The sequence below is a fragment of the Enterobacter cloacae complex sp. 2024EL-00711 genome (assembly GCF_047529885.1).
Taxonomy (GTDB): Bacteria; Pseudomonadota; Gammaproteobacteria; order Enterobacterales; family Enterobacteriaceae; genus Enterobacter; species Enterobacter ludwigii.
Genome location: NZ_JBLIZC010000006.1, coordinates 79,667 through 100,045, shown reverse-complemented (window position 1 = coordinate 100,045; position 20,379 = coordinate 79,667). Strand labels below are relative to the sequence as shown.

Here is a 20,379-nt window from a genome sequence, read left to right as displayed (position 1 = left end):
TTTAATCCAGTAATTTTTGATAAAGCGAAATAAGCTGACTTGATAATTTTTCTGGGGTCGCTTCTTTTACGCGCTCACGCGCTGCCCGCCCCATATCGTTATTCTTATCCAAAGATGGAAGGGTCATGACTGCCTCCTTCAATCTGCTGATATCAAGTGCATCACAGTAAAAGCCATTCTGACCTTGCTCAATAAACTCTGCACCACCGCAACTCACTGAAGTAATGACGGGCAAACCGCAGGCCATCGCTTCAAGAATGACGTTTGGAAAAGGATCATACAGCGTTGGCAGCAGTAATCCATCGGATACCTGGTAAAATGGCAGTGTCTCTTTTTGCATCCCCAGGAAGCGAATTTGCCCCTCACAGCCCAATGAACGTGCGAGGTCACGGTAACGACTTTCTGCTTTATCCTGTCCAACCACAATCAGCCACGCGGGTGTGCCCGCGATAGCGCGGATAGCGCTGGCCAGTCCCTTACGTTCAAAACCTGACCCGACGAAACACAACACCACGGCATCGACAGGCAATCCGAGCTGCTGACGCAGTGCAGCGCGCTGTCCTTCGGTTGCCGGAACGAAGCGGCTGGAATCAATTGAATTATAAATCACATGTATCTTTTTTGCGTCAATATCAAAGTCTTCGATGATTTCGCGTTTGATCATCTCCGCATTGCAGATAACGGCTTTCAATTCAGGGGCCTGATACATTTCACGTTCGGCGTGCATGACGTAGCGATGGTAGCGATCGTGCATCAGAAGTTGTGCACGCCAGGCAGGCAGAATGCGCGCACGCTGCAGCAGCCAACGCCGGTGCACGCCATCCCCTGCGCGGTAAATATCGCAGCCAGGAATACGCTCGTGGCTTTGCACAATGTCAAACTGCTGCTGTTCCCACAGTGCACGCGCAGCATGTGCAAACCCACGTTCGCGACTGATTCGGCCCCATTTACGCGGGTCGCAAATATGGATATGCCAGTCGTCCTGCTTCTCCCCCTGCCACTCACGCGTGATGACGTTGAGCTCCAGGTTTTGATTGCTCAGTGCGGTAAGTGCCCGGGAAACGAAGCGTTCCGCCCCGCCATCAGGGCGGTATTTTTGGCGAACAATCGCTAAACGATGGTGTTTCATTACAGGTATCTCCTGGCGGCGGAGACCACGACATCAACGGGAATGGCGTCGAGATAGCGTTCAGTTGTTTTGGTATCAATGGCGTCCGGGTCGGGAAGTGGGCCAAAATCGCCAGCCCAGATGACTTCACCGTTGACCTGCCATGGCGACCAGAACACCCGTTTTGACGGGCCGAAGAGAGCAATGCACGGCGTCTGAAGCGCGGCGGCCATGTGCATCGGAACGGAATCGACGCCAATAAAGAGGCGCGCATGATCGATAAGTGATGCCAGCTGGCGCAACGTGAGTTGACCGGCCAGTGAGACTACGCCCGTTTTTGGCGCCGCGGCGAGAATGCGGTCTATCATCGCCAGCTCTTTTTTATCCGGGCCTGCGGTGAGAACTACAGTGTGGCCATCCTGCTGGAGTGCCGAGATGGTTTGCGCCATCTTGCCTTCGTCCCAGCATTTAAAGAACCAACGTGACGTTGGCTGGATCACCACGTAGTTATCAGCCACACCCTGTTGCGTCAGTAGCTGGCGCGCACGATCCCAGTCCTCTGCGCGGTAGGCCATAGTGACGTCTGGCTGAGCCGGGACGGGCAACGGTGAAAGAATAGAAAGATTTTGTTCAACGGTATGGAGAGACGGGTGATTGGCGACGGAAACCAAATCGGTATGGCAAAAACGCCAGAACGCGTTTTTTCGCTTGTTAAACGCGAACCCGAGGCGTACTGGCGCGCCGGTGAAACGGGTGACAATGGCGCTGCGCCACTGATCGGCAAGGTTAATCACCAGATGATAACGCTGCGCTCTTAAGTCACAGAGTAACTGCCATTCTTTTTGCAGATGTTTCAGGGTGCCGAGCTGCTTCCATTTACGATCTATACCGTAGATGGTGCCGATCGCCGGGTGCGCGGCGAGCATATCGCGTGTCTCTTCATAAAGAAGAACATCGATTTGCGCCGTGGGCCATTTTTGACGTAACGAATTAATGACCGGAGTTGTGAGTAACATGTCGCCATGATGTCGAAGTTTGATAAGTAAAATACGTAAATCAGGCGTGTCGAGTAGGTTAATCATCATCATCTTATCAGCGGTATACTGTCAGCAATTCTAATAGACCTGATGGCGACTTGCACTCTTTCTCCATAATGTCAGGAATTTCCCTGGAAGGGTTTACTCCTGCTTCGCAGAGTGCGTAACATAGCCCTCACTCTTACGTCTTACGGACTCATTATGAAAAAACCAGCGTTTATCATCACCATTGATACAGAAGGCGATAATCTCTGGCAAAACCACCGTGTTATCAAAACGGAAAACGCACGCTACCTGGCGCGATTTCAGGCGCTATGCGAGCGTTTTGGTTTTAAGCCGGTCTGGCTGACCAACTATGAGATGGCGATCGAACCGGTTTTCATTGAGTTCGCAAAAGACGTGATTGCCCGCGGCCAGGGCGAGGTTGGCATGCATCTTCATGCGTGGAACAGCCCACCTGAACATGACCTCACCGGTGATGACTGGCGCTGGCAACCTTATCTGATTGAGTTTTCAGATGAAATTATGCGCGAGAAAGTGCTTTTTATGACGCACTTACTGGAAGAGACCTTCCAGACCAAAATGCTGAGCCACCGTGCCGGGCGTTGGGCGTTTGATCGTCGCTACGCAAACTTGCTGATAGAGCTGGGTTATCAGGTTGACTGTTCCGTCACCCCACGGGTGAACTGGCGAAATGCCAAAGGGGCACCGCAGGGTCACGGAGGAACGAATTATCAGCATTTCCCTGACCATGCCTACTTTATTGATACAGAGGATATTTCCCGCCCGGGAAAGAGCCCTTTACTCGAAGTGCCGATGAGTATTCAGTATAAACACCCGGCCTGGCTGAACACCGTTAAACAGGGCTACGATCGGCTGCGTGGGAAATACCGTTCCCCGTCAGTTAACTGGCTGCGTCCGTCCGGTGGAAACGCGTCTGAGATGATTAAGGTCGCACAACAGTGCTTGTCGCAGGGCAATGATTATGTGGAGTTTATGCTCCATTCTTCAGAATTTATGCCCGGCGGAAGCCCTACGTTCAAAGATGATGCGGCCATTGAAGGGTTGTACCAGGATTTGGACCAGTTGTTTACATGGCTGTCGGACAAGACGGTGGGGATGACGCTGGCGGAGTTTTATCGGAGTAAAAGAAGCGCCGGTTAACCGGCGCCTAAAGATTATCTCTGAACGGTTTTTTTCACGGGTGTACTAAATATGATGGCTAATGGTATCCAGAATAACACCCAGTATTCTCGAGGATTACTGATAACGAACATCCCCTGAGTGGAATAAAATACGAGCGCGAAAATCAGTACCGCTACCTCGGCTTTGTGGTCTACAGCAAGGTGTCTCAGGCATTGCCTGAATGCGTAGGCAATCATCGCTAAAAACAGCGTTAGCCCTACGATTCCGCCCTTAAGAAAGGCACCGAAGTAGAGGCTGTGTGTAGTCGTCACATGCTGTTTATAACCATTAATGAATGACAGTTCTTTATTAAATCCCCAGCCAAATACTAATCTTTCTTTTGTTACTTCAAAAGCATGCTGCCAGATGCCAAAACGAACGGAGCCAGCCTGGTTAGAATCTTCAAACCGTTTTATAAGCAGGTCGTAAAAGCCGCTGTAATAAAGTGTAATGCCCAGTATAAGCAGAGTGGCCAGGGACAAGAACACAATTTTGTTGTTCCATTTTGGTTTAATACAGAATACGACAGCTGTTGCTATCATTAACGCCAATAATGGTCCACGGCTTTGCGTCAGTAATAAGCCACTCAACAACAACGGAACCGGAGCATAATACCAAAGGCTGCGGGTTTCTCGAACGAGAATAGTACTTAAAATAATCCCCAATGCCATATAGCCGCCCAGATCAATAACGTTGTCGGGTGCATAAGGAAAAGCGTTCATTAAACGCCCAACGAACAGGTGAGGCTTGTTAACATAAATAAATGTCATCAATGTCAGTACGATAATGCCAAAATAGGTCGCGCCAACAAGGTATGTCTTCTTGTTTTCAAGTTCACATTGCCGGTACAGGCAGAAGAAAATAAGGATGTAAAATGAATGGGTAAGAGCAGAACTTAAGTGTGATGTCTCGGCCCAAAGGTTCGAGATGGAAAAATAAAGGACAAATAGAGTTAGCAGCCCAAGTGCTGGAAGAAATTCTTTGTCATGTATAAACCGCTCTCTGGCGCTTTTTACCATCATTATGGTGATAAGAAAAAGGGCCAGGGAAACGTGGAAAAGAATATTTACCTTAGATACCCCACAGAATATCATGCTTAAAAACATAAATGCTACAAAAGGGTAAAATGTAATACGCGGCAGTCTATTTAAATACATCCGTAAAATCCTTTCTGACAAAAACAGAAGAAGGTATAGCACTTTGAGGGGAAAGATTAATCACCTCTTTGTTTGCAGAAGCAAAAATCTTACTTGCAAGAGAGAGTGCAGGAAGAACAATATCCTGTACCTTATCTTCCAGAAACGAAGGCAGCATGGTTTCTGTTTTCTCATAAAATCTCGGTTTAGAAAAGTGTGTCATATCCAGTCCAGCAATATAGATTTTTGAGAAACCCATGTAATATAAGATCTGCAATGCCCAGTAAACCACTGTACCGGCATCAACGACACCCTGACAAATATCGAGGCTAAAAGCGCTATTTGGCGTATTTTCAGAAAAAACGATCCCAGGACGATCCTTGAGGGTATTAAAAAGCGCTTCGTGTTTGATTGAGGGTTTATACGTTTTGTAGCAAATATCTTCGATTATGGCTATCTGGCAGTAGATATTTTCGTATGAAAAACGGTCAATAAGCTTAACCACCCCCATAGCCGTTGTAAACAGAAGCAAATTTTTATTGGCCACGATACGCTTTAACAACGCTGTTTGCCGGTCAATAAAAGTCATGTCAACAATAAAGTAATGGCTAAAATTAAGCTGGTTATGAAGGTGCCATGCCCCATTTACCCCCGTACGAATGACATCTACGGGTAATGTAGAAAAATCTATTTTTTTGACTGAGGGGCCAGTGGCGGTAATTAACACTTCTCCGCTAAATGCATTTTTGAGAGAAGTAAGTGCTGTAAGTTGAACGGGCTGACCACGGTACACAAAATCAGAAATCTCGCCGCTTTCATTTCGCGCAATCCTCACATACGGCCACAAATTTTCATTGTGACGCATGTTTCGTTTATGGGTATAACGGTAAAACTGCTTAGTCAGAGAGCCCATCTTAAGCCTTCTCGATTTCACTATTTTTATGCGCAACAGTAGACAACAAATGACTGATTCTCGCCAAATCTTCGTCTGTTACCTCAAAGAGCTCTTCTTTCGGCTGGCTGAAGTAGTAACGCGTTTCAAAGACGTAAGAGTTTATATTTTCATCCTTCCCAATCAGCAATACCTTGCCAAGCGGACGTTGTTCATAATGGCAGCATGGGCCAAACAGCAACACCACCGGGACGTCCACCGCATCGGCAATGTAGATATTCCCTGAATCTGACGCAATATAACAATCCATTTTGGATATCGCCCACGGCAGCTCTTCGAGCGATATTTTGCCAATGAGGTTGATAAAATTGGGAATTTCACCGTAAGCGCGGGTGATGTCATCCATCCACGGCTGTTCGTTCGGTGCGCCAAAAACATAAAACTCGCAGGGCAGGTCGGCAAGATGATCGACAATACGTTTCCAGATTGCCGGGGGAACCGTCTTTGCTTTGTTACCGGCAGAAATGCTGATACCAATTCGGATAACCCCGGGTTTATCGAGAATTTGCGGGTAAACCGCAGGCTTGAACAGGGGCTTTGTGGCGTGCTTGGGTGCGTCCTGCCAGGTGAGCGCGCGATTGGCGAGCTTGAGATAGTTAGTGACGGACAGCGTCTTTTTGCCATGCTCAACGGTACCATCAGCCGTGGCATAAAAAATTCCGTGATACCACCTGCGTGTATAAGTGCTTAAAAATTGTTTGTTTTTTGCATTACAGGCTGAAGCGAAAAAGAGATTCACACTGTTGGGCTGCAGCAGATAGACATTGTCGTAGCGATTCATGATCCGGCAGGCGAAGCAGAGCTTACGCCACAGGTTGCGCTTTTGCTGCTCCACAAAAAAGATCTCTTCGATACTGTCGTCATGCTGAGCCAATGCGTTAACGCTGCGGCTGATCAGCACATCGCTTTTTTGCAGATACGCCAGTAGAGGCGTTGCATTGATAAAGTCACCGATTTTGGCTGTCTGAATGACAAGGTTTCTGCCCGTGTCTTTGCGAAACAGCTTCCGGATGAGTTTCACCGGAAAAAGTAAAATCAGCAGAAATACATAACTCATGGGTTAAATATCCCTGTTAGAAAGCCGATGGCTGCCCTGTAAAAACGAAAAAATCGCATCTGCGGTAATGTCTCTCATCTGCTGCGTCGGACTGACCATTTGATGCTGGTTTTTACCGTACCCCCCAATCAGCCCCGGGTCGGTCGGACCGAAAAGGGTGATATTGGGGCGGTCCAGCGCTGCGGTTAAATGGCTTAATCCGGTATCCACGGATACGACGGCGTTGGCGTCTGCCAGTTGCGCGGCAACCTGAGCCAGCGTGAGTTTAGGTAACACTTCCACATTTGAAAAACCCGCGGCCAAACGCTCTGCGCGTTGCCTTTCGTGTTCTGCGCCCCACGGGAGTTTAATATGGATGCCGGTCGGTTGCATTAGCTCAATGAGTCTTCGCCAGTGTGATTCCGGCCAGTGCTTATCATCGCGCGTTGTGGCATGCAGAAAGACCAGATAGGGCGGTGTGTGCGTCTTCGCATCGCGCAAAAAATGCTGCGCAATAGCGTAATCACCCTGCGTGTCCGGTTTTGCATAGCCGAGGCTTTTCGCAAACAGCTCACGGGTGCGCTCCACGGCGTGCTGCTGTTTCGCGATATGGTGGCGGCGATTATAGAACAGGCTCGCCAGCGGCTCGCGGGCGGTTTGCCAGTCCATACCGTGCTTTACGCCGTGCGCCAGACGCGTGACCAGCGCGGCGCTTTTGACCAGACCCTGTGCGTCAATGATGGCATCGTAACGCTGCGCTTGCACCGCATCACGGAAGGCTTGACGTTCAGCCTTAATCGGTGCCGAGAACCACGCTTTACGCCAGCGGCGGATAGCAACCGGGATCACGCGGTCTACTGCTTCATGCCAGGTGGGGATCTGTACGAAGCCCTCCTCCACCACCCAGTCAAAACGAATGTCGGGAATGGCCTGCATGGCGTCGGTGAGCGACGGCAGAGTATGCAGCACATCGCCCATGGAAGAGGTTTTAACGATCAATACCCGCATCCGTTATCCTTCTTCACTCAACAGCAGCTCGTTGAGCTCTTCAAGGACACGCTCGGGCGTGATGTCGATCAGGCTCTGGTGATAGCCTTCAGCCGCATCGCCTTTTCGCACCTTGTGATAACCGCTGATCAGACGTATGACGCGCGCTTTATGAGAAAGCGGTGGCGTAAAGTCAGGGCTGCTGGGGCCATACAGAGCAACCAGCGGCCGGTTGAGCGCAGCGGCGACGTGCATCAGGCCAGAGTCGTTGGTGACGACGGCTTTACAGGCGGCAAGTAAAACTACCGCCTGTTCCAGCTGGGTTTCCCCTGCCAGATTACGGCACCATGCCTGCTGTTCTGTATTCAGCGAAGCCAGAATTTCGTTACCCGCCTCGTGGTCTTTCGCCGAGCCAAACAACACGACCTGATTACCTTCATCGATCAGCTGTTTTGCCAGCTCAGCGTAATGATAATGCGGCCAGCGTTTTGCCGGGCCGAACTCTGCTCCTGGGCAGAAACCGATCATGGGGCGTTCTGATGAAATTCCAAACGCGTTGCAGGTGTGGGATTTCTCACCGTCGTTGACCTGGAGCTGGGGCCAGAGCAGCGGTTGCGGCAGATCTTTTGCGCTGCGCATCACGCCTTTGTCATAGGCCAGCGCGACGTAGCGCTCGACCATGAGTGGCCAGGCGTCTTTATCGAGCACGCGCGCGTCGTTCAGCAGACCGTAGCGCATTTCTCCACGCCAGCCGGTGCGATGGGGGACGCCCGCAAAGAAGGGTACCAGGGCGGATTTAAAGGAGTTAGGCAGGACATAGGCGCGGTCATAGCGCTTTTCGCGAAGGCTATGGCCGAGCTTGCGACGTTCACCAATTTCCAGCGCGCCGTGGCCGAGCGGCATTGGGATCGCCTCGTTAACTTCCGGCATACGCGATAACAACGGACGGCACCAGGCAGGTGCCATCACATCAATTATCGCCTGGGGATAACGCGCCTTGAGCGTGCGATAGAGACTTTGCGACATCATCATGTCGCCCACCCATGACGGGCCGATCACCAGAATTTTCATACTTACGCGTCGCGGTTCAGCCAGGCCATATATTCCGTTACGCCTTCGGCAACGGTCTTGAACGGTTTGTCGTAACCCGCCGCACGCAGGTTGGTCAAATCCGCCTGCGTAAAGGCCTGGTAACGACCTTTCAGTTTGTCCGGGAACGGAATGTATTCAATGCTGCCTTTTTTGTGGTACGCCAGGGTGGCGTCCGCCACGGCCTGGAAGGATTCCGCACGGCCTGTCCCCAGGTTAAAGATACCGGAGACGCCGTTTTCCCAGAACCACAGGTTCACTGCCGCCACGTCGCCTACGTAGACGAAGTCACGCTTGAAGCCGTCACTGCCTTCAAACAGTTTCGGGCTTTCGCCATTGTTCAGCTGCGTGTTCAGGTGGAACGCGACGCTCGCCATGCTCCCTTTGTGGCCTTCGCGCGGTCCGTACACGTTGAAGTAACGGAAACCCACAATCTGGGAATTGGCTTCAGGCAGAACCTGACGCACGTATTCGTCGAACAGGAATTTGGAGTAGCCATAGACGTTCAGCGGCTGCTCATATTCGCGGGATTCGATAAAGTCTGACGTACGGCCACCGTAGGTTGCTGCAGAAGAGGCGTACAGGAACGGAATTTCACGCTCCAGGCAGTAATGCAGGATCTCTTTGGAGTACTGATAGTTATTGTCCATCATGTACTTGCCGTCCCACTCGGTGGTGGAAGAGCATGCACCTTCGTGGAAGATGGCTTCGATCTCGCCGAACTCTTCACCTGCCATAATCTGGATAAGGAAGTCTTCTTTATCCATATAGTCAGCGATGTTCAGATCCACCAGGTTTACAAACTTGGTGCCGTCTTTCAGGTTGTCCACCACCAGAATGTCGGTGATGCCTTTGTCATTGAGGGCCTTAACAATGTTGCTGCCGATAAAGCCCGCGCCGCCGGTAACGATGATCATAACTGTAACCTTTGAAGTGTGGAGTCCGGGGACAATCCCGGACGCTAATGTTCTTATCATATCATTAGTATGGCTGCCCTTCAGCCATTCACCGACATAGCGCAAGGGTACACGTGATTTATGCTGCAAAAACGAGAAGAGATAATGTGTCATCTCGTCATGGCGGCCAGGGTTGGGTAATATGTGCCAAAATTTGCCGAGTCTGGAGAATTGCAATGCGTGGTGATTTTTACAAACAGTTAAACAGCGACCTCGACACCGCACGTGCGGAAGGGTTGTTCAAAGAAGAGCGTATTATCACGTCTGCTCAGCAGGCGGACATCACCGTTGCCGATGGCAGCCATGTGATCAACTTTTGTGCGAACAACTACTTAGGTCTTGCGAATCACCCTGAGCTGATTGCCGCGGCAAAACAAGGCATGGACACCCACGGTTTCGGTATGGCCTCCGTACGCTTTATCTGCGGTACGCAGGACAGCCATAAGCAGCTTGAGAAAAAGCTGGCGGACTTCCTGGGGATGGAAGATGCGATCCTGTACTCCTCGTGCTTCGACGCCAACGGTGGTCTGTTTGAGACGCTGCTCGGCGCAGAAGATGCGATTATCTCCGACGCCCTGAACCACGCTTCTATCATTGACGGTGTGCGCCTGTGTAAAGCGAAGCGCTTCCGCTACGCCAACAACGACATGGTTGAACTGGAAGCGCGCCTGAAAGAAGCACGTGAAGCAGGTGCCCGCCATGTGCTGATCGCCACCGACGGCGTGTTCTCTATGGATGGCGTGATTGCCAACCTGAAGGGCGTGTGCGACCTGGCAGACAAATACGATGCGCTGGTGATGGTTGATGATTCACACGCCGTCGGTTTTGTTGGTGAGAACGGCCGTGGATCTCACGAATACTGTGACGTAATGGGTCGCGTGGACATTATCACCGGTACGCTGGGTAAAGCGCTCGGCGGCGCGTCAGGGGGTTATACTGCTGCGCGTAAAGAGGTGGTTGAGTGGCTGCGCCAGCGTTCCCGTCCATACCTGTTCTCCAACTCGCTGGCGCCGGCGATCGTTGCCGCATCCATTAAAGTCCTGGAAATGGTGGAGTCTGGCGCTGAGCTGCGCGACCGTCTGTGGTCAAACGCCCGCCTGTTCCGTGAAAAAATGGGTGCCGCAGGGTTTACGCTCGCCGGTGCCGATCACGCCATTATCCCGGTGATGCTGGGCGATGCGGTTGTGGCGCAGAATTTTGCCCGCGAGCTGCAGAAAGAAGGAATTTACGTTACCGGGTTCTTCTTCCCGGTGGTACCAAAAGGCCAGGCGCGTATCCGCACCCAGATGTCTGCGGCGCATTCGCCTGAACAAATTGAACGTGCGGTGGAAGCCTTTACCCGCATCGGCAAACAGCTGGGCGTAATTGCCTGAGGACGTGTGATGAAAGCGTTATCCAAACTGAAAGCGGAAGAAGGGATTTGGATGACCGACGTGCCGGAGCCGGAAGTCGGTCATAACGATCTGCTGATCAAAATTCGTAAAACCGCCATTTGCGGCACTGACGTTCATATCTACAACTGGGACCAGTGGTCGCAGAAAACCATTCCGGTACCGATGGTCGTGGGCCACGAATATGTCGGCGAAGTGGTGGGCATGGGTCAGGAAGTAAAAGGCTTCAACATTGGCGACCGCGTCTCGGGTGAAGGTCATATTACCTGTGGTCACTGCCGTAACTGCCGCGGTGGACGCACGCACCTGTGCCGCAACACAATCGGCGTGGGCGTGAACCGTCCGGGCTGCTTCGCAGAATACTTGGTGATCCCGGCGTTTAACGCGTTCAAAATCCCGGACAACATTTCTGACGATCTGGCCTCTATCTTTGATCCCTTCGGCAACGCGGTACACACGGCACTCTCTTTCGACCTGGTCGGTGAAGATGTACTGGTTTCCGGCGCGGGTCCCATCGGGATTATGGCGGCCGCGGTGGCGAAGCACGTTGGTGCCCGCAATGTGGTGATTACCGATGTGAACGAGTATCGCCTGTCGCTGGCGCGCAAAATGGGTGTGACCCGCGCGGTGGATGTCTCTAAAGAGAGCCTGAGCGACGTGATGGAAGAGCTGGGCATGACCGAAGGTTTTGATGTGGGTCTTGAGATGTCCGGCGCACCACCGGCGTTTCGCACCATGCTGGACACCATGAATCACGGCGGACGTATTGCGATGCTGGGCATTCCACCGTCTGATATGTCTATCGACTGGAACAAGGTTATCTTCAAGGGGCTGTTCATCAAAGGTATCTACGGCCGCGAGATGTTCGAAACCTGGTACAAGATGGCGGCACTGATCCAGTCTGGTCTGGACCTGTCTCCGATTATCACCCATCGCTTCTCCATCGATGAGTTCCAGGAAGGCTTTGACGCGATGCGCTCTGGCCAGTCCGGGAAGGTTATCCTGAGCTGGGATTAGTCATAAAAAAAGGGGCCTCAGGCCCCTTTTTTACTGGTTCTTCTTCTCTTCGTCTGTCAGGTAACGCACCTTTCGCGTGTAATCCTGACCTTTGAACTGCAGCTTATTGTCTGGAGACTCAAGATACTTCTGCCATTCGGACAGCGGGAAACCGCCGTGTGCGCCAATGACCTCTTTCGGTACCACAGCCTCTTGTCCGCCAATTTTCTTAGAGACCGGCCAGTTCATCCAGTCACCCAGATTGACCGTTTTCACATCCAGCATATCCAGAAGTGCGGCGAGCGGAAGCTGATCGGTTGGGGGCTGATTATCTTCCATTAGCTCCCAGGTATCCTGGAACAGGGTCAACCACAGCGGGCAAATGCGTCGCCACGTCTTTTGGGTTGCTGCGAGGAAAGCGCCGTTAACGTGATCGACAAGATAAGGGCGCACCGTCTCTTTGTAATAGGCGGGTACTTTCTCCGCGGGAGCGCCATCGAGTTTGGCGATCATCTTACCCTGACGGAAGCTGGAGTAGATGTGCATATCGGCCATGTTGATCTCAGGCATTTTGAGCAGATTGAGATCGGAGTCGATCATCAAAACGCCTTCACCCCGGGCCTGTAGCGGCGCATTGAGCTTCACCAGACGGCTAAGATAGATCTGCTTGTAGCGGTAACTCTCTTCTCGTTTAGGAAGCGTGAGTGTCACTACGCGAGTTTTAGGGGGAAGCACCCCGAAAGCAGATTCTGGCTGATCGCTGACAATCACGATCTCGCTGACGCCGGTGGCATAACGCTCAGCAAAAGTTGCCGACAGTAACGCCTCTTCAACAAAATCAGCGCCGGTGCAAGGAATGACGATGGAGTCAACGGCAACAAGATTGCCCGTTACCGGTAGGGAACGGTACGGAATGTTATGTCGTCCGGTAATATGACGATAGCGAGCGTTAAGGAATTTAAACATGTTCATCTCGTGTGATTATTTTGCGCCAAGTACCGCTTCGACGCCGCTAACATACTGTTCAATGGCATAGGTTCCACAGACATTCTGACGGGCAGCCAAAGCCAGGCGTGCGCGCAGATCGGCATCTTTCCAGATGCTCTCAAGATGCGCGGCAAGCTGTAAAACGTCGCCCCAGGGGAACAAGAGTCCCGTCGACCCTGGGTCAATTAATTCCGCTGTCCCGGTCACCTGCGAGCCAATGACAGGGATATTAAGCAACATGGCTTCCAGCACGACGCGAGGTAATCCTTCGCTCTGTGAGGCTAAAATAAAAGCGTCAAATGTCGCAAGGTAATCAAAGGGGGTATTCTGGAATCCCGTGAAGATGACCTGCTTCTCAATACCCAATGCGGTGGCCTGAGCAATTAATGCGTCGCGTTCGCCACCTTCACCGACTAACACCATCTTCCATTTTGCGTCAGGGTTCTTCTGACTGAACTGCGCCAGCGCCTCCAGAGTATGATGGTTTGCTTTGCGGGGGATCAGTGACCCCACGCTACCGAAAACGAAAGTATCGTCATCAATGTTCAGCCGCTGGCGCATTGCACGTCGGTCTGGCAGGGGCTGGTGGATGTCGATTGCATTGTTTACAGTTGTGCAGAGCTCAGGGCGAACCCCATTCTGAAGTAAAACACGCTCAACGCCGTGGGAGACCGCGATGATTTTTGTGGCATGGTCATTAACCAGCCTGACCAGCGGCGGCGTCATGACAGGTTCGATGCGGCAGTGCTGAATTAACCGCACATGCTGTTTTGCACCGGCTAAATACCCTTCTTCATTTGAGCCAGGCTGATTGTTCATATACAGCGTATCGAATCCGCCTTCACTGAGCAGCGTTGCAATTCTGCGAACATTGGGCCGAATACGCCAGAGCGTGTCGATATGGCGCGTAAAGGCCTTACGCCCCCGGCGCGAGAAGAAAAGGAGACTGCGGCCCAGCTCTTTCGCAAGTTTCGCCCATACGGGCTGCCGTGGCTGAGGGATCACAATTAAGGGAATGCCGATACTGTCCAGCACCTGGCCGATTGTTTGCCCTTCGGCACGGCTGTAATCACTGTAAAAACAGCAGGTGATATCGAACTTCTCGCGGTCAATCCGCTTCAGAAGTTCGAGCATGCTGTTGGTGCCACCACCCCACTCTTTGCCGGTATCGAGGAGCAGTATTTTGTGTCGTTGCAGCATCGTTCTACCTTAATCGCCTCTCACAGTCTGTTGCCGGGTAATATTCCAGCCCTGCCACTGGTGCTGGAAATATTGCACCAGTGTACTCTGGCTCACGCTCTCACTAAGCACGGCAAAGAACCGCGTCGCGTAGACGGGTTCCGGCGGGCGTTTCGTTTTACACAGCGTCACACCCCTGAATGGATTGCGCGGCTGCGTTACCGGTGGCTGTGCATTGCCAGGACGCGACGTATCAACCTGTGGCTCATTCAGCAGATCGCCAGGACGAACCAGCGTAATATCAGACGGCAATGTCGGCAGCATCTGCTGCAGAACGCGAACGGTAGACGGATGCGGGTGGCCGATAGCAATAGCCGAGCCATTGCGTCGTGCTAGCTGTACGGCGCGATTGAACTGCCCGCGGATATCCGCGTCGTTCTGGGTGTCATCGAGGAACACCTTGCGCTTTATTACCTTCACGCCTGTACCCTGCGCGGCACGCATCGCCTGGCTGTTGCCGATGGTCATGCTGTCGAGGAAATAGAGGTTATAGCGCTCCAGCGACTGCATCACTTTGAGCATCCCGTACAGGCTGGAGGTCATCGCGCTACCCATGTGGTTGTTCAGCCCGACGGCGTACGGCACTTTATTGTAAGCATCGCGAATGATGCGATCGATCTCATCGCTGCTCATATCAGGACGCAAAGTATCTTTTTCCAGCGGCTGCTTGCTGAGCGGTGCCATCGGCAGATGGATGAGAACCTGATGGCCGCTGTTATGCGCTTTGATCGCCATTTCACGCGCGTGCGGCGCATTCGGGAGGACGGCGACAGAGATGGCGGCCGGCATCGCCAGTACCTGATTCTCGGTGTGCGGACGATAACCGAAGTCATCAATCACTATCGCGAGTTTGCCAGCGTAGACCGGTGCTGCCAGCGCCAGTGCACTGGCGAAGGAGAGAACAATTCGACGAAATTGAAGCAAAACTTATCTTCCCAACCACGGCTGTGGATTGACCGCCTGACCCTGGCGACGAATTTCGAAATAGAGTGACGGGCGGCCCTGACCGCCACTGCTGCCCACGAGGGCGATGGGTTGGCCGGCGCGCACCTGAGTACCGACGCTGACCAGTGCGCTCTGGTTGTAGCCGTAAAGGCTCATATCGCCTTTACCGTGCTCCACCACTACCACAAGCCCGTAACCCTGCAGCCAGTCGGCCAGAATCACACGGCCATCAGCGATGGCTTTTACTTCGCTACCTTCAGACGCACCGATAACTATCCCTTTCCAACGTAGTTCACCCTGCAGCTGTTCGCCATAGCGATGCAGAATTGTACCGCGAACGGGCCAGTAAGCCTGACCACGAGGGGAGCCTAAACCGCCGGTACGTGACATCAGGGAGCGTTCGCTTTCGCTTGGCTTGTAGGTCGTACCTTTGCGTGAGGCTTCCTGCTGCTTGTCGCGTACGGCCTGCGCTTCGCGGGCCTCTTTTTCGGCGCGCGCTTTCGCCGCCGCTTCCGCGCGGGCGATACTGTTACGCAGTTTCGATTCGTTGGCGCGCATTTCGCTCAGCTGGCTTTGGCCTTGCTGAATAGAGGACTCGAGACCGGAAAGGGTTTTCTTGCGCTCGTTGCGGGCCTGCTCGAGCTTCGCTTGTTGCGCCTGCTGTTCGTAGAGCAGCGTCTGTTGCTGGCTCTGCTTCTCTTCGAGCTCGGCTTTTTGCGTGGTGACCTCTTCGCGCGTCTGTTTCAGCTGCGCGATAGTCTCCTGACGCGCCTGGTTCAGATAACCAAAGTAGGCCTGCAGACGCTGACCGCGCTGGCTCTCCTCACCGCTGAGGATCAACTGAAGGCCCGTGTGCTCACCCTGGCGGAAAGCAGCATCAAGCTGTGCGGCAAGGTTGCGTTCCTGGGCATCACGCTGGCGTTCCAGTTTGGCAATCGACGCGTTCATTTCGTCGATCTGTTTATTCAACTGGGCGAGGGTGTTTTGCGTTTCACGTAATTTACGTGCGGCAGCGGAGATGGCTTCTTCCTGCTGCTTAAGCTGAGCGAGCAGAGCAGAGCGTTGCTGCTGTTGCTGGCGTACCGCACGCTCTTTCGCGGCGATATCGGCCTGAATGGATTTCAGCTGGTCACGGTCATCCGCGTGGGCGGATGCGGCGCACAGCAATACGCCAGCGCTGAGTGCGCTGGCGCAAAGCAGAGGTCTGACTGATAACCTAAGCGGCTTCACGACCCATGTGATTGAAAAAATCGCCTTTCCCCTCATGGGGAGCGATTATTCCACGATGAACAGCGGCTTACCAGTCATCTCTTCAGGGATCTCCATGCCCATCAGCGACAACATGGTTGGCGCGATGTCGGAAAGCTTGCCGCCTTCCACTGCTTTCAGTGATTTATCACCCACATAAATCAGCGGAACAGGCAGGTTGGTGTGAGCGGTGTGCGCCTGGCCGGTTGCCGGGTCGCGCATCTGTTCTGCGTTACCGTGGTCAGCGGTGATGAGCAGCTGGCCACCAACGGATTCAACCGCTTTCGCGACCTGCTCAACACAGTGATCCAGCGCTTCAACCGCTTTTACGGCGGCTTCCATCACGCCGGTATGACCCACCATGTCGCCGTTCGGGTAGTTACAGATGATGGTGTCGTATTTGCCGCTTTCGATTGCCGCAACCAGTTTTTCAGTCAGCTCGGCAGAGCTCATTTCTGGCTGCAGATCGTAGGTCGCTACTTTGGGTGAGTTAATCAGAATGCGATCTTCGCCTTTGAACGGCTCTTCAACACCGCCGTTAAAGAAGAAGGTGACGTGGGCATATTTCTCGGTTTCGGAGATACGTAGCTGTGTCTTGTCGTTCTTCGCCATCCACTCACCGAAGGTATTGGCCAGTGATGCGGGTGGATAAGCGCATGGCGCATTGATGTCAGCGGCGTATTCGGTCAGCTGAATAAAGTCGATCTTCACCACTTTCTTACGGGTGAAACCGTCGAAATCACTGTTCACGAACGCACGGGTGATTTCACGCGCGCGGTCAGCACGGAAGTTCATGAAGATCAGCGCATCGCCGTCTTCCATGGCGGCATCAGCCTGGCCTTCAGCACGAATGACGGTTGCTTTCACGAATTCATCGTTTTCATCACGCGCGTAAGCGGCTTCCAGACCTTCCACCGCGGTCGCGAACTGGAATTCACCTTTTGCCAGCGTCATCAGGTCATAGGCCTGTTCAACGCGATCCCAACGGTTGTCGCGGTCCATTGCGTAGTAGCGCCCGATGATAGAGGCCACACGTCCTTTGCCAAGCGCGGCGAATTTGTTTTCAAAGGAGGCCAGTGAACCTTTTGCGCTGCGTGGTGGCGTATCACGACCGTCCAGGAAAGCGTGCAGATAGATTTTTTCTGCGCCGCGCTCAGCCGCCAGTTCAACCATCGCCATGATGTGATCTTCGTGGCTGTGTACGCCACCGGCGGAGAGCAGACCCATGATATGAACTGCTTTACCGGCCGCCACGGCTCTGTCCACCGCGCCGCAAAGTACTGGGTTGTTGAAGAAGGTAAGTTCTTTGATTTCAACGTCCAGACGCGTCAGGTCCTGATACACGATACGACCTGCACCCAGGTTTACGTGTCCAACTTCGGAGTTGCCCATCTGACGATCTGGCAGACCCACTTCCAGCCCGGACGCATCAATCAGGGTGTGGGGACGTTTTGCCCACAGCGCGTCCATCACCGGCGTTTTGGCGTTGAAAATGGCGTTATCCTGTTGATCTTCACGGTAGCCATAGCCATCCAGAATCACCAGTACCATAGGTTTTTTAGAAACCGACATTGCGACAACCTCATGCTCAAGAGTCAAAATTTGCGTAATTTTACTACAGCTGAATCGATCAAATAGCCGCAGAAGATCAAAGAAAGCGCAGGGGCAAGGTGCTTAGCGGACGCTTTTGAGGCAATTTTTTAGGTGGCAGGCCTCAGAAAATGGATTAGGTTATGGTCGCTGGCTGTATTTGCCACAACGCACAGGTATACTCCTGTCCTGGTTTTTTTAATCACTAAGTCGGAGTAGTTACCCTCCATGCAAGAAATTATGCAATTCGTTAGCCGCCATCCGGTTCTGAGCATCGCGTGGATTGGCCTGCTGGCTGCTGTGCTGTTCACCACATTTAAAGGCCTGACGTCTAAGATTAAGGTTATCACCCGTGGTGAAGCGACGCGTCTGATTAACAAAGAAGATGCCGTCGTGGTCGATCTGCGTCAGCGTGACGATTTCCGTAAAGGTCACATTGCTGGTGCTATCAACCTGTTACCTGCTGAAATCAAAGCGAACAACGTTGGCGAGCTTGAGAAACATAAAGCCCAGCCGATTATCGTTGTTGACGCGACCGGTATGCAGGCGCAGGAATCTGCCAGCGCGCTGCATAAAGCAGGCTTCGAAAACGTAACGGTTCTGAAAGAAGGTATTTCCGGCTGGAGCGGGGAAAATCTTCCTTTGGTTCGCGGTAAATAAGGAGTTCAGTAATGGCCAATATCGAGATCTACACCAAAGCAACGTGCCCGTTCTGCCACCGTGCAAAAGCGCTTCTGAACAGCAAAGGCGTAGCGTTCAAAGAACTGCCGATTGACGGTGACGCGATTAAACGCGAAGAGATGATCCAACGTAGTGGTCGTACGACGGTTCCGCAGATTTTTATTGATGCGCAGCACATTGGCGGCTGTGATGACTTGTATGCGCTCGATGCCCGTGGTGGACTCGATCCGCTGCTGAGCTAAGAGACTTTAGGACAATTAAAAAGGGTTTTTCCATGTCAGAACAAAACAACACCGAAATGACTTTCCAGATCCAGCGTATCTACACCAAGGATGTCTCTTTCGAAGCGCCAAATGCGCCACACGTTTTCCAGAAAGATTGGCAGCCAGAGGTTAAACTTGATCTTGATACCGCATCTACCCAACTGGCGGATGACGTGTATGAAGTCGTACTGCGTGTGACTGTTACTGCCTCTCTGGGCGAAGAGACTGCATTCCTGTGTGAAGTTCAGCAGGGCGGCATCTTCTCCATCGGCGGCATCGAAGGCAACCAGATGGCGCACTGCCTGGGTGCATACTGCCCGAACATTCTGTTCCCGTATGCTCGCGAATGCATCACCAGCCTGGTTTCTCGCGGTACATTCCCGCAACTGAACCTTGCGCCAGTTAACTTTGATGCGCTGTTCATGAACTATCTGCAGCAGCAAGCTGGCGAAGGTACTGAACAACATCAGGATGCCTGATGAGCACTCTTAATGCGTCAATGACTGTGATCGGTGCCGGCTCATACGGCACCGCTCTTGCCATCACGCTGGCAAGAAATGGTCACGAAGTGGTTCTCTGGGGCCACGACCCAAAACATATCGCGACGCTGCAACGGGACCGTTGCAACGTGGCGTTCCTCCCGGACGTTCCGTTCCCAGACTCCCTGCACCTTGAAAGTGACCTTGCGACCGCGCTGGCGGCCAGCCGCAACATTCTGATTGTGGTGCCGAGCCATGTGTTTGGCGAAGTGCTGCGTCAGATCAAGCCGCTGATGCGTCCTGATGCGCGCATTGTATGGGCCACCAAAGGGCTGGAAGCCGAAACCGGACGCCTGTTGCAGGATGTCGCCCGCGAAGCGCTGGGTGATGACATCCCGCTGGCGGTTATCTCGGGGCCGACGTTTGCTAAAGAGCTGGCCGCTGGCCTGCCGACGGCGATCTCGCTGGCATCAACCGATCAGGCCTTCTCCGACGATCTTCAGCATCTGCTGCACTGCGGCAAAAGCTTCCGCGTTTACAGCAACCCCGATTTTATCGGCGTACAGCTGGGCGGTGCGGTAAAAAACGTGATTGCGATCGGCGCCGGAATGTCCGACGGGATTGGCTTTGGTGCCAACGCACGTACCGCACTGATTACGCGCGGCTTAACCGAGATGTCCCGCCTTGGCGCAGCACTGGGTGCCGATCCGACCACCTTCATGGGCATGGCGGGCCTAGGCGATCTGGTGCTGACCTGTACCGACAACCAGTCCCGTAACCGCCGCTTTGGCATGATGCTCGGTGAGGGCATGGATGTGAAAGGCGCGCAGGAGAAGATTGGTCAGGTGGTTGAAGGCTATCGCAATACCAAAGAAGTTCGCGAATTGGCGCACCGTTTTGGTGTCGAAATGCCAATAACCGAGGAAATTTATCAGGTATTGTATTGCGGAAAAAATGCGCGCGAGGCAGCATTGACCTTATTAGGTCGTTCGCGCAAGGATGAGCGCAGCAGTAACTAGTCGCAGGGATTCTTGTTAGCACTATGACCCGGCCAGCACAGAACTGGCCGGTCAT

Annotated in this window: 20 protein-coding genes; 7 read left to right on the top strand and 13 right to left on the bottom strand. The window is 52.9% G+C overall.

Going from position 1 to position 20,379, the window contains the following annotated elements; genetic code table 11:
- Window position 1 precedes the first annotated feature (1 nt).
- Together ACMVME_RS17450 and rfaQ are read right to left on the bottom strand one after the other, a co-directional pair.
- Complete coding sequence (locus ACMVME_RS17450; RefSeq protein WP_020882684.1) at window positions 2-1,129, bottom strand: glycosyltransferase family 4 protein; 1,128 nt, start codon at window positions 1,127-1,129, stop codon at window positions 2-4.
- Window positions 1,129-2,196: a putative lipopolysaccharide heptosyltransferase III gene (rfaQ, locus tag ACMVME_RS17445; protein ID WP_074439265.1), complete on the bottom strand. Its 1,068-nt coding sequence runs from the start codon at window positions 2,194-2,196 to the stop codon at window positions 1,129-1,131. The genes ACMVME_RS17450 and rfaQ overlap by 1 nt, the downstream gene beginning before the upstream one ends.
- Window positions 2,197-2,346: 150 nt before the next feature.
- Between rfaQ and ACMVME_RS17440 the strand changes: the two genes are divergently transcribed.
- On the top strand, window positions 2,347-3,309 hold the full coding sequence (locus tag ACMVME_RS17440) for a polysaccharide deacetylase family protein (RefSeq protein ID WP_047742760.1): 963 nt from the start codon (window positions 2,347-2,349) through the stop codon (window positions 3,307-3,309).
- Window positions 3,310-3,323: 14 nt separating this feature from the next.
- On the opposite strand, the gene ACMVME_RS17435 is transcribed toward ACMVME_RS17440, so the two are convergent.
- From ACMVME_RS17435 to rfaD, 6 genes are read right to left on the bottom strand one after another with little or no spacing between them, the layout of a single operon-like run.
- The gene (locus ACMVME_RS17435) at window positions 3,324-4,487 is read right to left on the bottom strand and encodes an O-antigen ligase family protein (protein WP_032680006.1); all 1,164 of its coding nucleotides are present in this window, start codon (window positions 4,485-4,487) and stop codon (window positions 3,324-3,326) included.
- Entirely contained in the window at window positions 4,474-5,379 is a 906-nt protein-coding gene (locus ACMVME_RS17430; RefSeq protein ID WP_068795323.1) for a sugar glycosyltransferase, read from the bottom strand. The genes ACMVME_RS17435 and ACMVME_RS17430 overlap by 14 nt, the downstream gene beginning before the upstream one ends.
- A 1-nt stretch (window position 5,380) precedes the next feature.
- Complete coding sequence (locus ACMVME_RS17425) at window positions 5,381-6,475, bottom strand: glycosyltransferase family 9 protein (protein WP_068795322.1); 1,095 nt, start codon at window positions 6,473-6,475, stop codon at window positions 5,381-5,383.
- Window positions 6,476-6,478: 3 nt separating this feature from the next.
- Window positions 6,479-7,462 (bottom strand): lipopolysaccharide heptosyltransferase RfaC, encoded by a 984-nt coding sequence (gene rfaC / locus ACMVME_RS17420; protein ID WP_068795321.1) that lies wholly within the window; start codon window positions 7,460-7,462, stop codon window positions 6,479-6,481.
- 3 nt (window positions 7,463-7,465) lie between these two features.
- Window positions 7,466-8,512 carry an ADP-heptose--LPS heptosyltransferase RfaF gene (gene rfaF, locus ACMVME_RS17415; protein ID WP_020882677.1) on the bottom strand — a complete coding sequence of 349 codons (1,047 nt, stop codon included), beginning with the start codon at window positions 8,510-8,512 and terminating at the stop codon, window positions 7,466-7,468.
- A 2-nt stretch (window positions 8,513-8,514) separates the two neighbouring features.
- Window positions 8,515-9,447: an ADP-glyceromanno-heptose 6-epimerase gene (gene rfaD / locus ACMVME_RS17410; RefSeq protein ID WP_008502707.1), complete on the bottom strand. Its 933-nt coding sequence runs from the start codon at window positions 9,445-9,447 to the stop codon at window positions 8,515-8,517.
- A 215-nt stretch (window positions 9,448-9,662) separates the two neighbouring features.
- Here rfaD and kbl point away from each other — a divergent pair, with 215 nt between their 5' ends.
- Window positions 9,663-10,859, top strand: a complete 1,197-nt coding sequence (gene kbl, locus ACMVME_RS17405; RefSeq protein WP_020882676.1) for a glycine C-acetyltransferase — start codon at window positions 9,663-9,665, stop codon at window positions 10,857-10,859.
- 9 nt (window positions 10,860-10,868) lie between these two features.
- Complete coding sequence (gene tdh / locus ACMVME_RS17400; protein WP_020882675.1) at window positions 10,869-11,894, top strand: L-threonine 3-dehydrogenase; 1,026 nt, start codon at window positions 10,869-10,871, stop codon at window positions 11,892-11,894.
- 30 nt (window positions 11,895-11,924) lie between these two features.
- Here the strand turns inward: tdh and ACMVME_RS17395 are convergent, their stop codons facing one another.
- Genes ACMVME_RS17395 through gpmM form a run of 5 tightly spaced genes read right to left on the bottom strand, consistent with a single transcriptional unit; the run spans window position 11,925 to window position 17,864 of the window.
- On the bottom strand, window positions 11,925-12,839 hold the full coding sequence (locus tag ACMVME_RS17395) for a hypothetical protein (protein WP_020882674.1): 915 nt from the start codon (window positions 12,837-12,839) through the stop codon (window positions 11,925-11,927).
- Between the two features lie 15 nt (window positions 12,840-12,854).
- Window positions 12,855-14,060 carry a glycosyltransferase gene (locus tag ACMVME_RS17390; RefSeq protein WP_040018395.1) on the bottom strand — a complete coding sequence of 402 codons (1,206 nt, stop codon included), beginning with the start codon at window positions 14,058-14,060 and terminating at the stop codon, window positions 12,855-12,857.
- A 9-nt stretch (window positions 14,061-14,069) separates the two neighbouring features.
- Window positions 14,070-15,023, bottom strand: a complete 954-nt coding sequence (locus tag ACMVME_RS17385; protein ID WP_014168074.1) for a divergent polysaccharide deacetylase family protein — start codon at window positions 15,021-15,023, stop codon at window positions 14,070-14,072.
- A 3-nt stretch (window positions 15,024-15,026) separates the two neighbouring features.
- Window positions 15,027-16,286, bottom strand: coding sequence for a murein hydrolase activator EnvC (gene envC / locus ACMVME_RS17380; protein WP_025206449.1), 1,260 nt, complete (start codon window positions 16,284-16,286; stop codon window positions 15,027-15,029).
- 33 nt (window positions 16,287-16,319) lie between these two features.
- Window positions 16,320-17,864, bottom strand: a complete 1,545-nt coding sequence (gpmM, locus tag ACMVME_RS17375) for a 2,3-bisphosphoglycerate-independent phosphoglycerate mutase (RefSeq protein WP_251858944.1) — start codon at window positions 17,862-17,864, stop codon at window positions 16,320-16,322.
- Between the two features lie 246 nt (window positions 17,865-18,110).
- Between gpmM and ACMVME_RS17370 the strand changes: the two genes are divergently transcribed.
- Genes ACMVME_RS17370 through gpsA form a run of 4 tightly spaced genes read left to right on the top strand, consistent with a single transcriptional unit; the run spans window position 18,111 to window position 20,324 of the window.
- The gene (locus ACMVME_RS17370; RefSeq protein ID WP_014168077.1) at window positions 18,111-18,542 is read left to right on the top strand and encodes a rhodanese-like domain-containing protein; all 432 of its coding nucleotides are present in this window, start codon (window positions 18,111-18,113) and stop codon (window positions 18,540-18,542) included.
- A gap of 11 nt (window positions 18,543-18,553) precedes the next feature.
- Entirely contained in the window at window positions 18,554-18,805 is a 252-nt protein-coding gene (grxC, locus tag ACMVME_RS17365; protein WP_014168078.1) for a glutaredoxin 3, read from the top strand.
- Between the two features lie 32 nt (window positions 18,806-18,837).
- Window positions 18,838-19,305, top strand: a complete 468-nt coding sequence (secB, locus tag ACMVME_RS17360) for a protein-export chaperone SecB (RefSeq protein ID WP_014168079.1) — start codon at window positions 18,838-18,840, stop codon at window positions 19,303-19,305.
- Window positions 19,305-20,324, top strand: a complete 1,020-nt coding sequence (gene gpsA / locus ACMVME_RS17355) for an NAD(P)H-dependent glycerol-3-phosphate dehydrogenase (RefSeq protein WP_014168080.1) — start codon at window positions 19,305-19,307, stop codon at window positions 20,322-20,324. The genes secB and gpsA overlap by 1 nt, the downstream gene beginning before the upstream one ends.
- Window positions 20,325-20,379 lie beyond the last annotated feature (55 nt).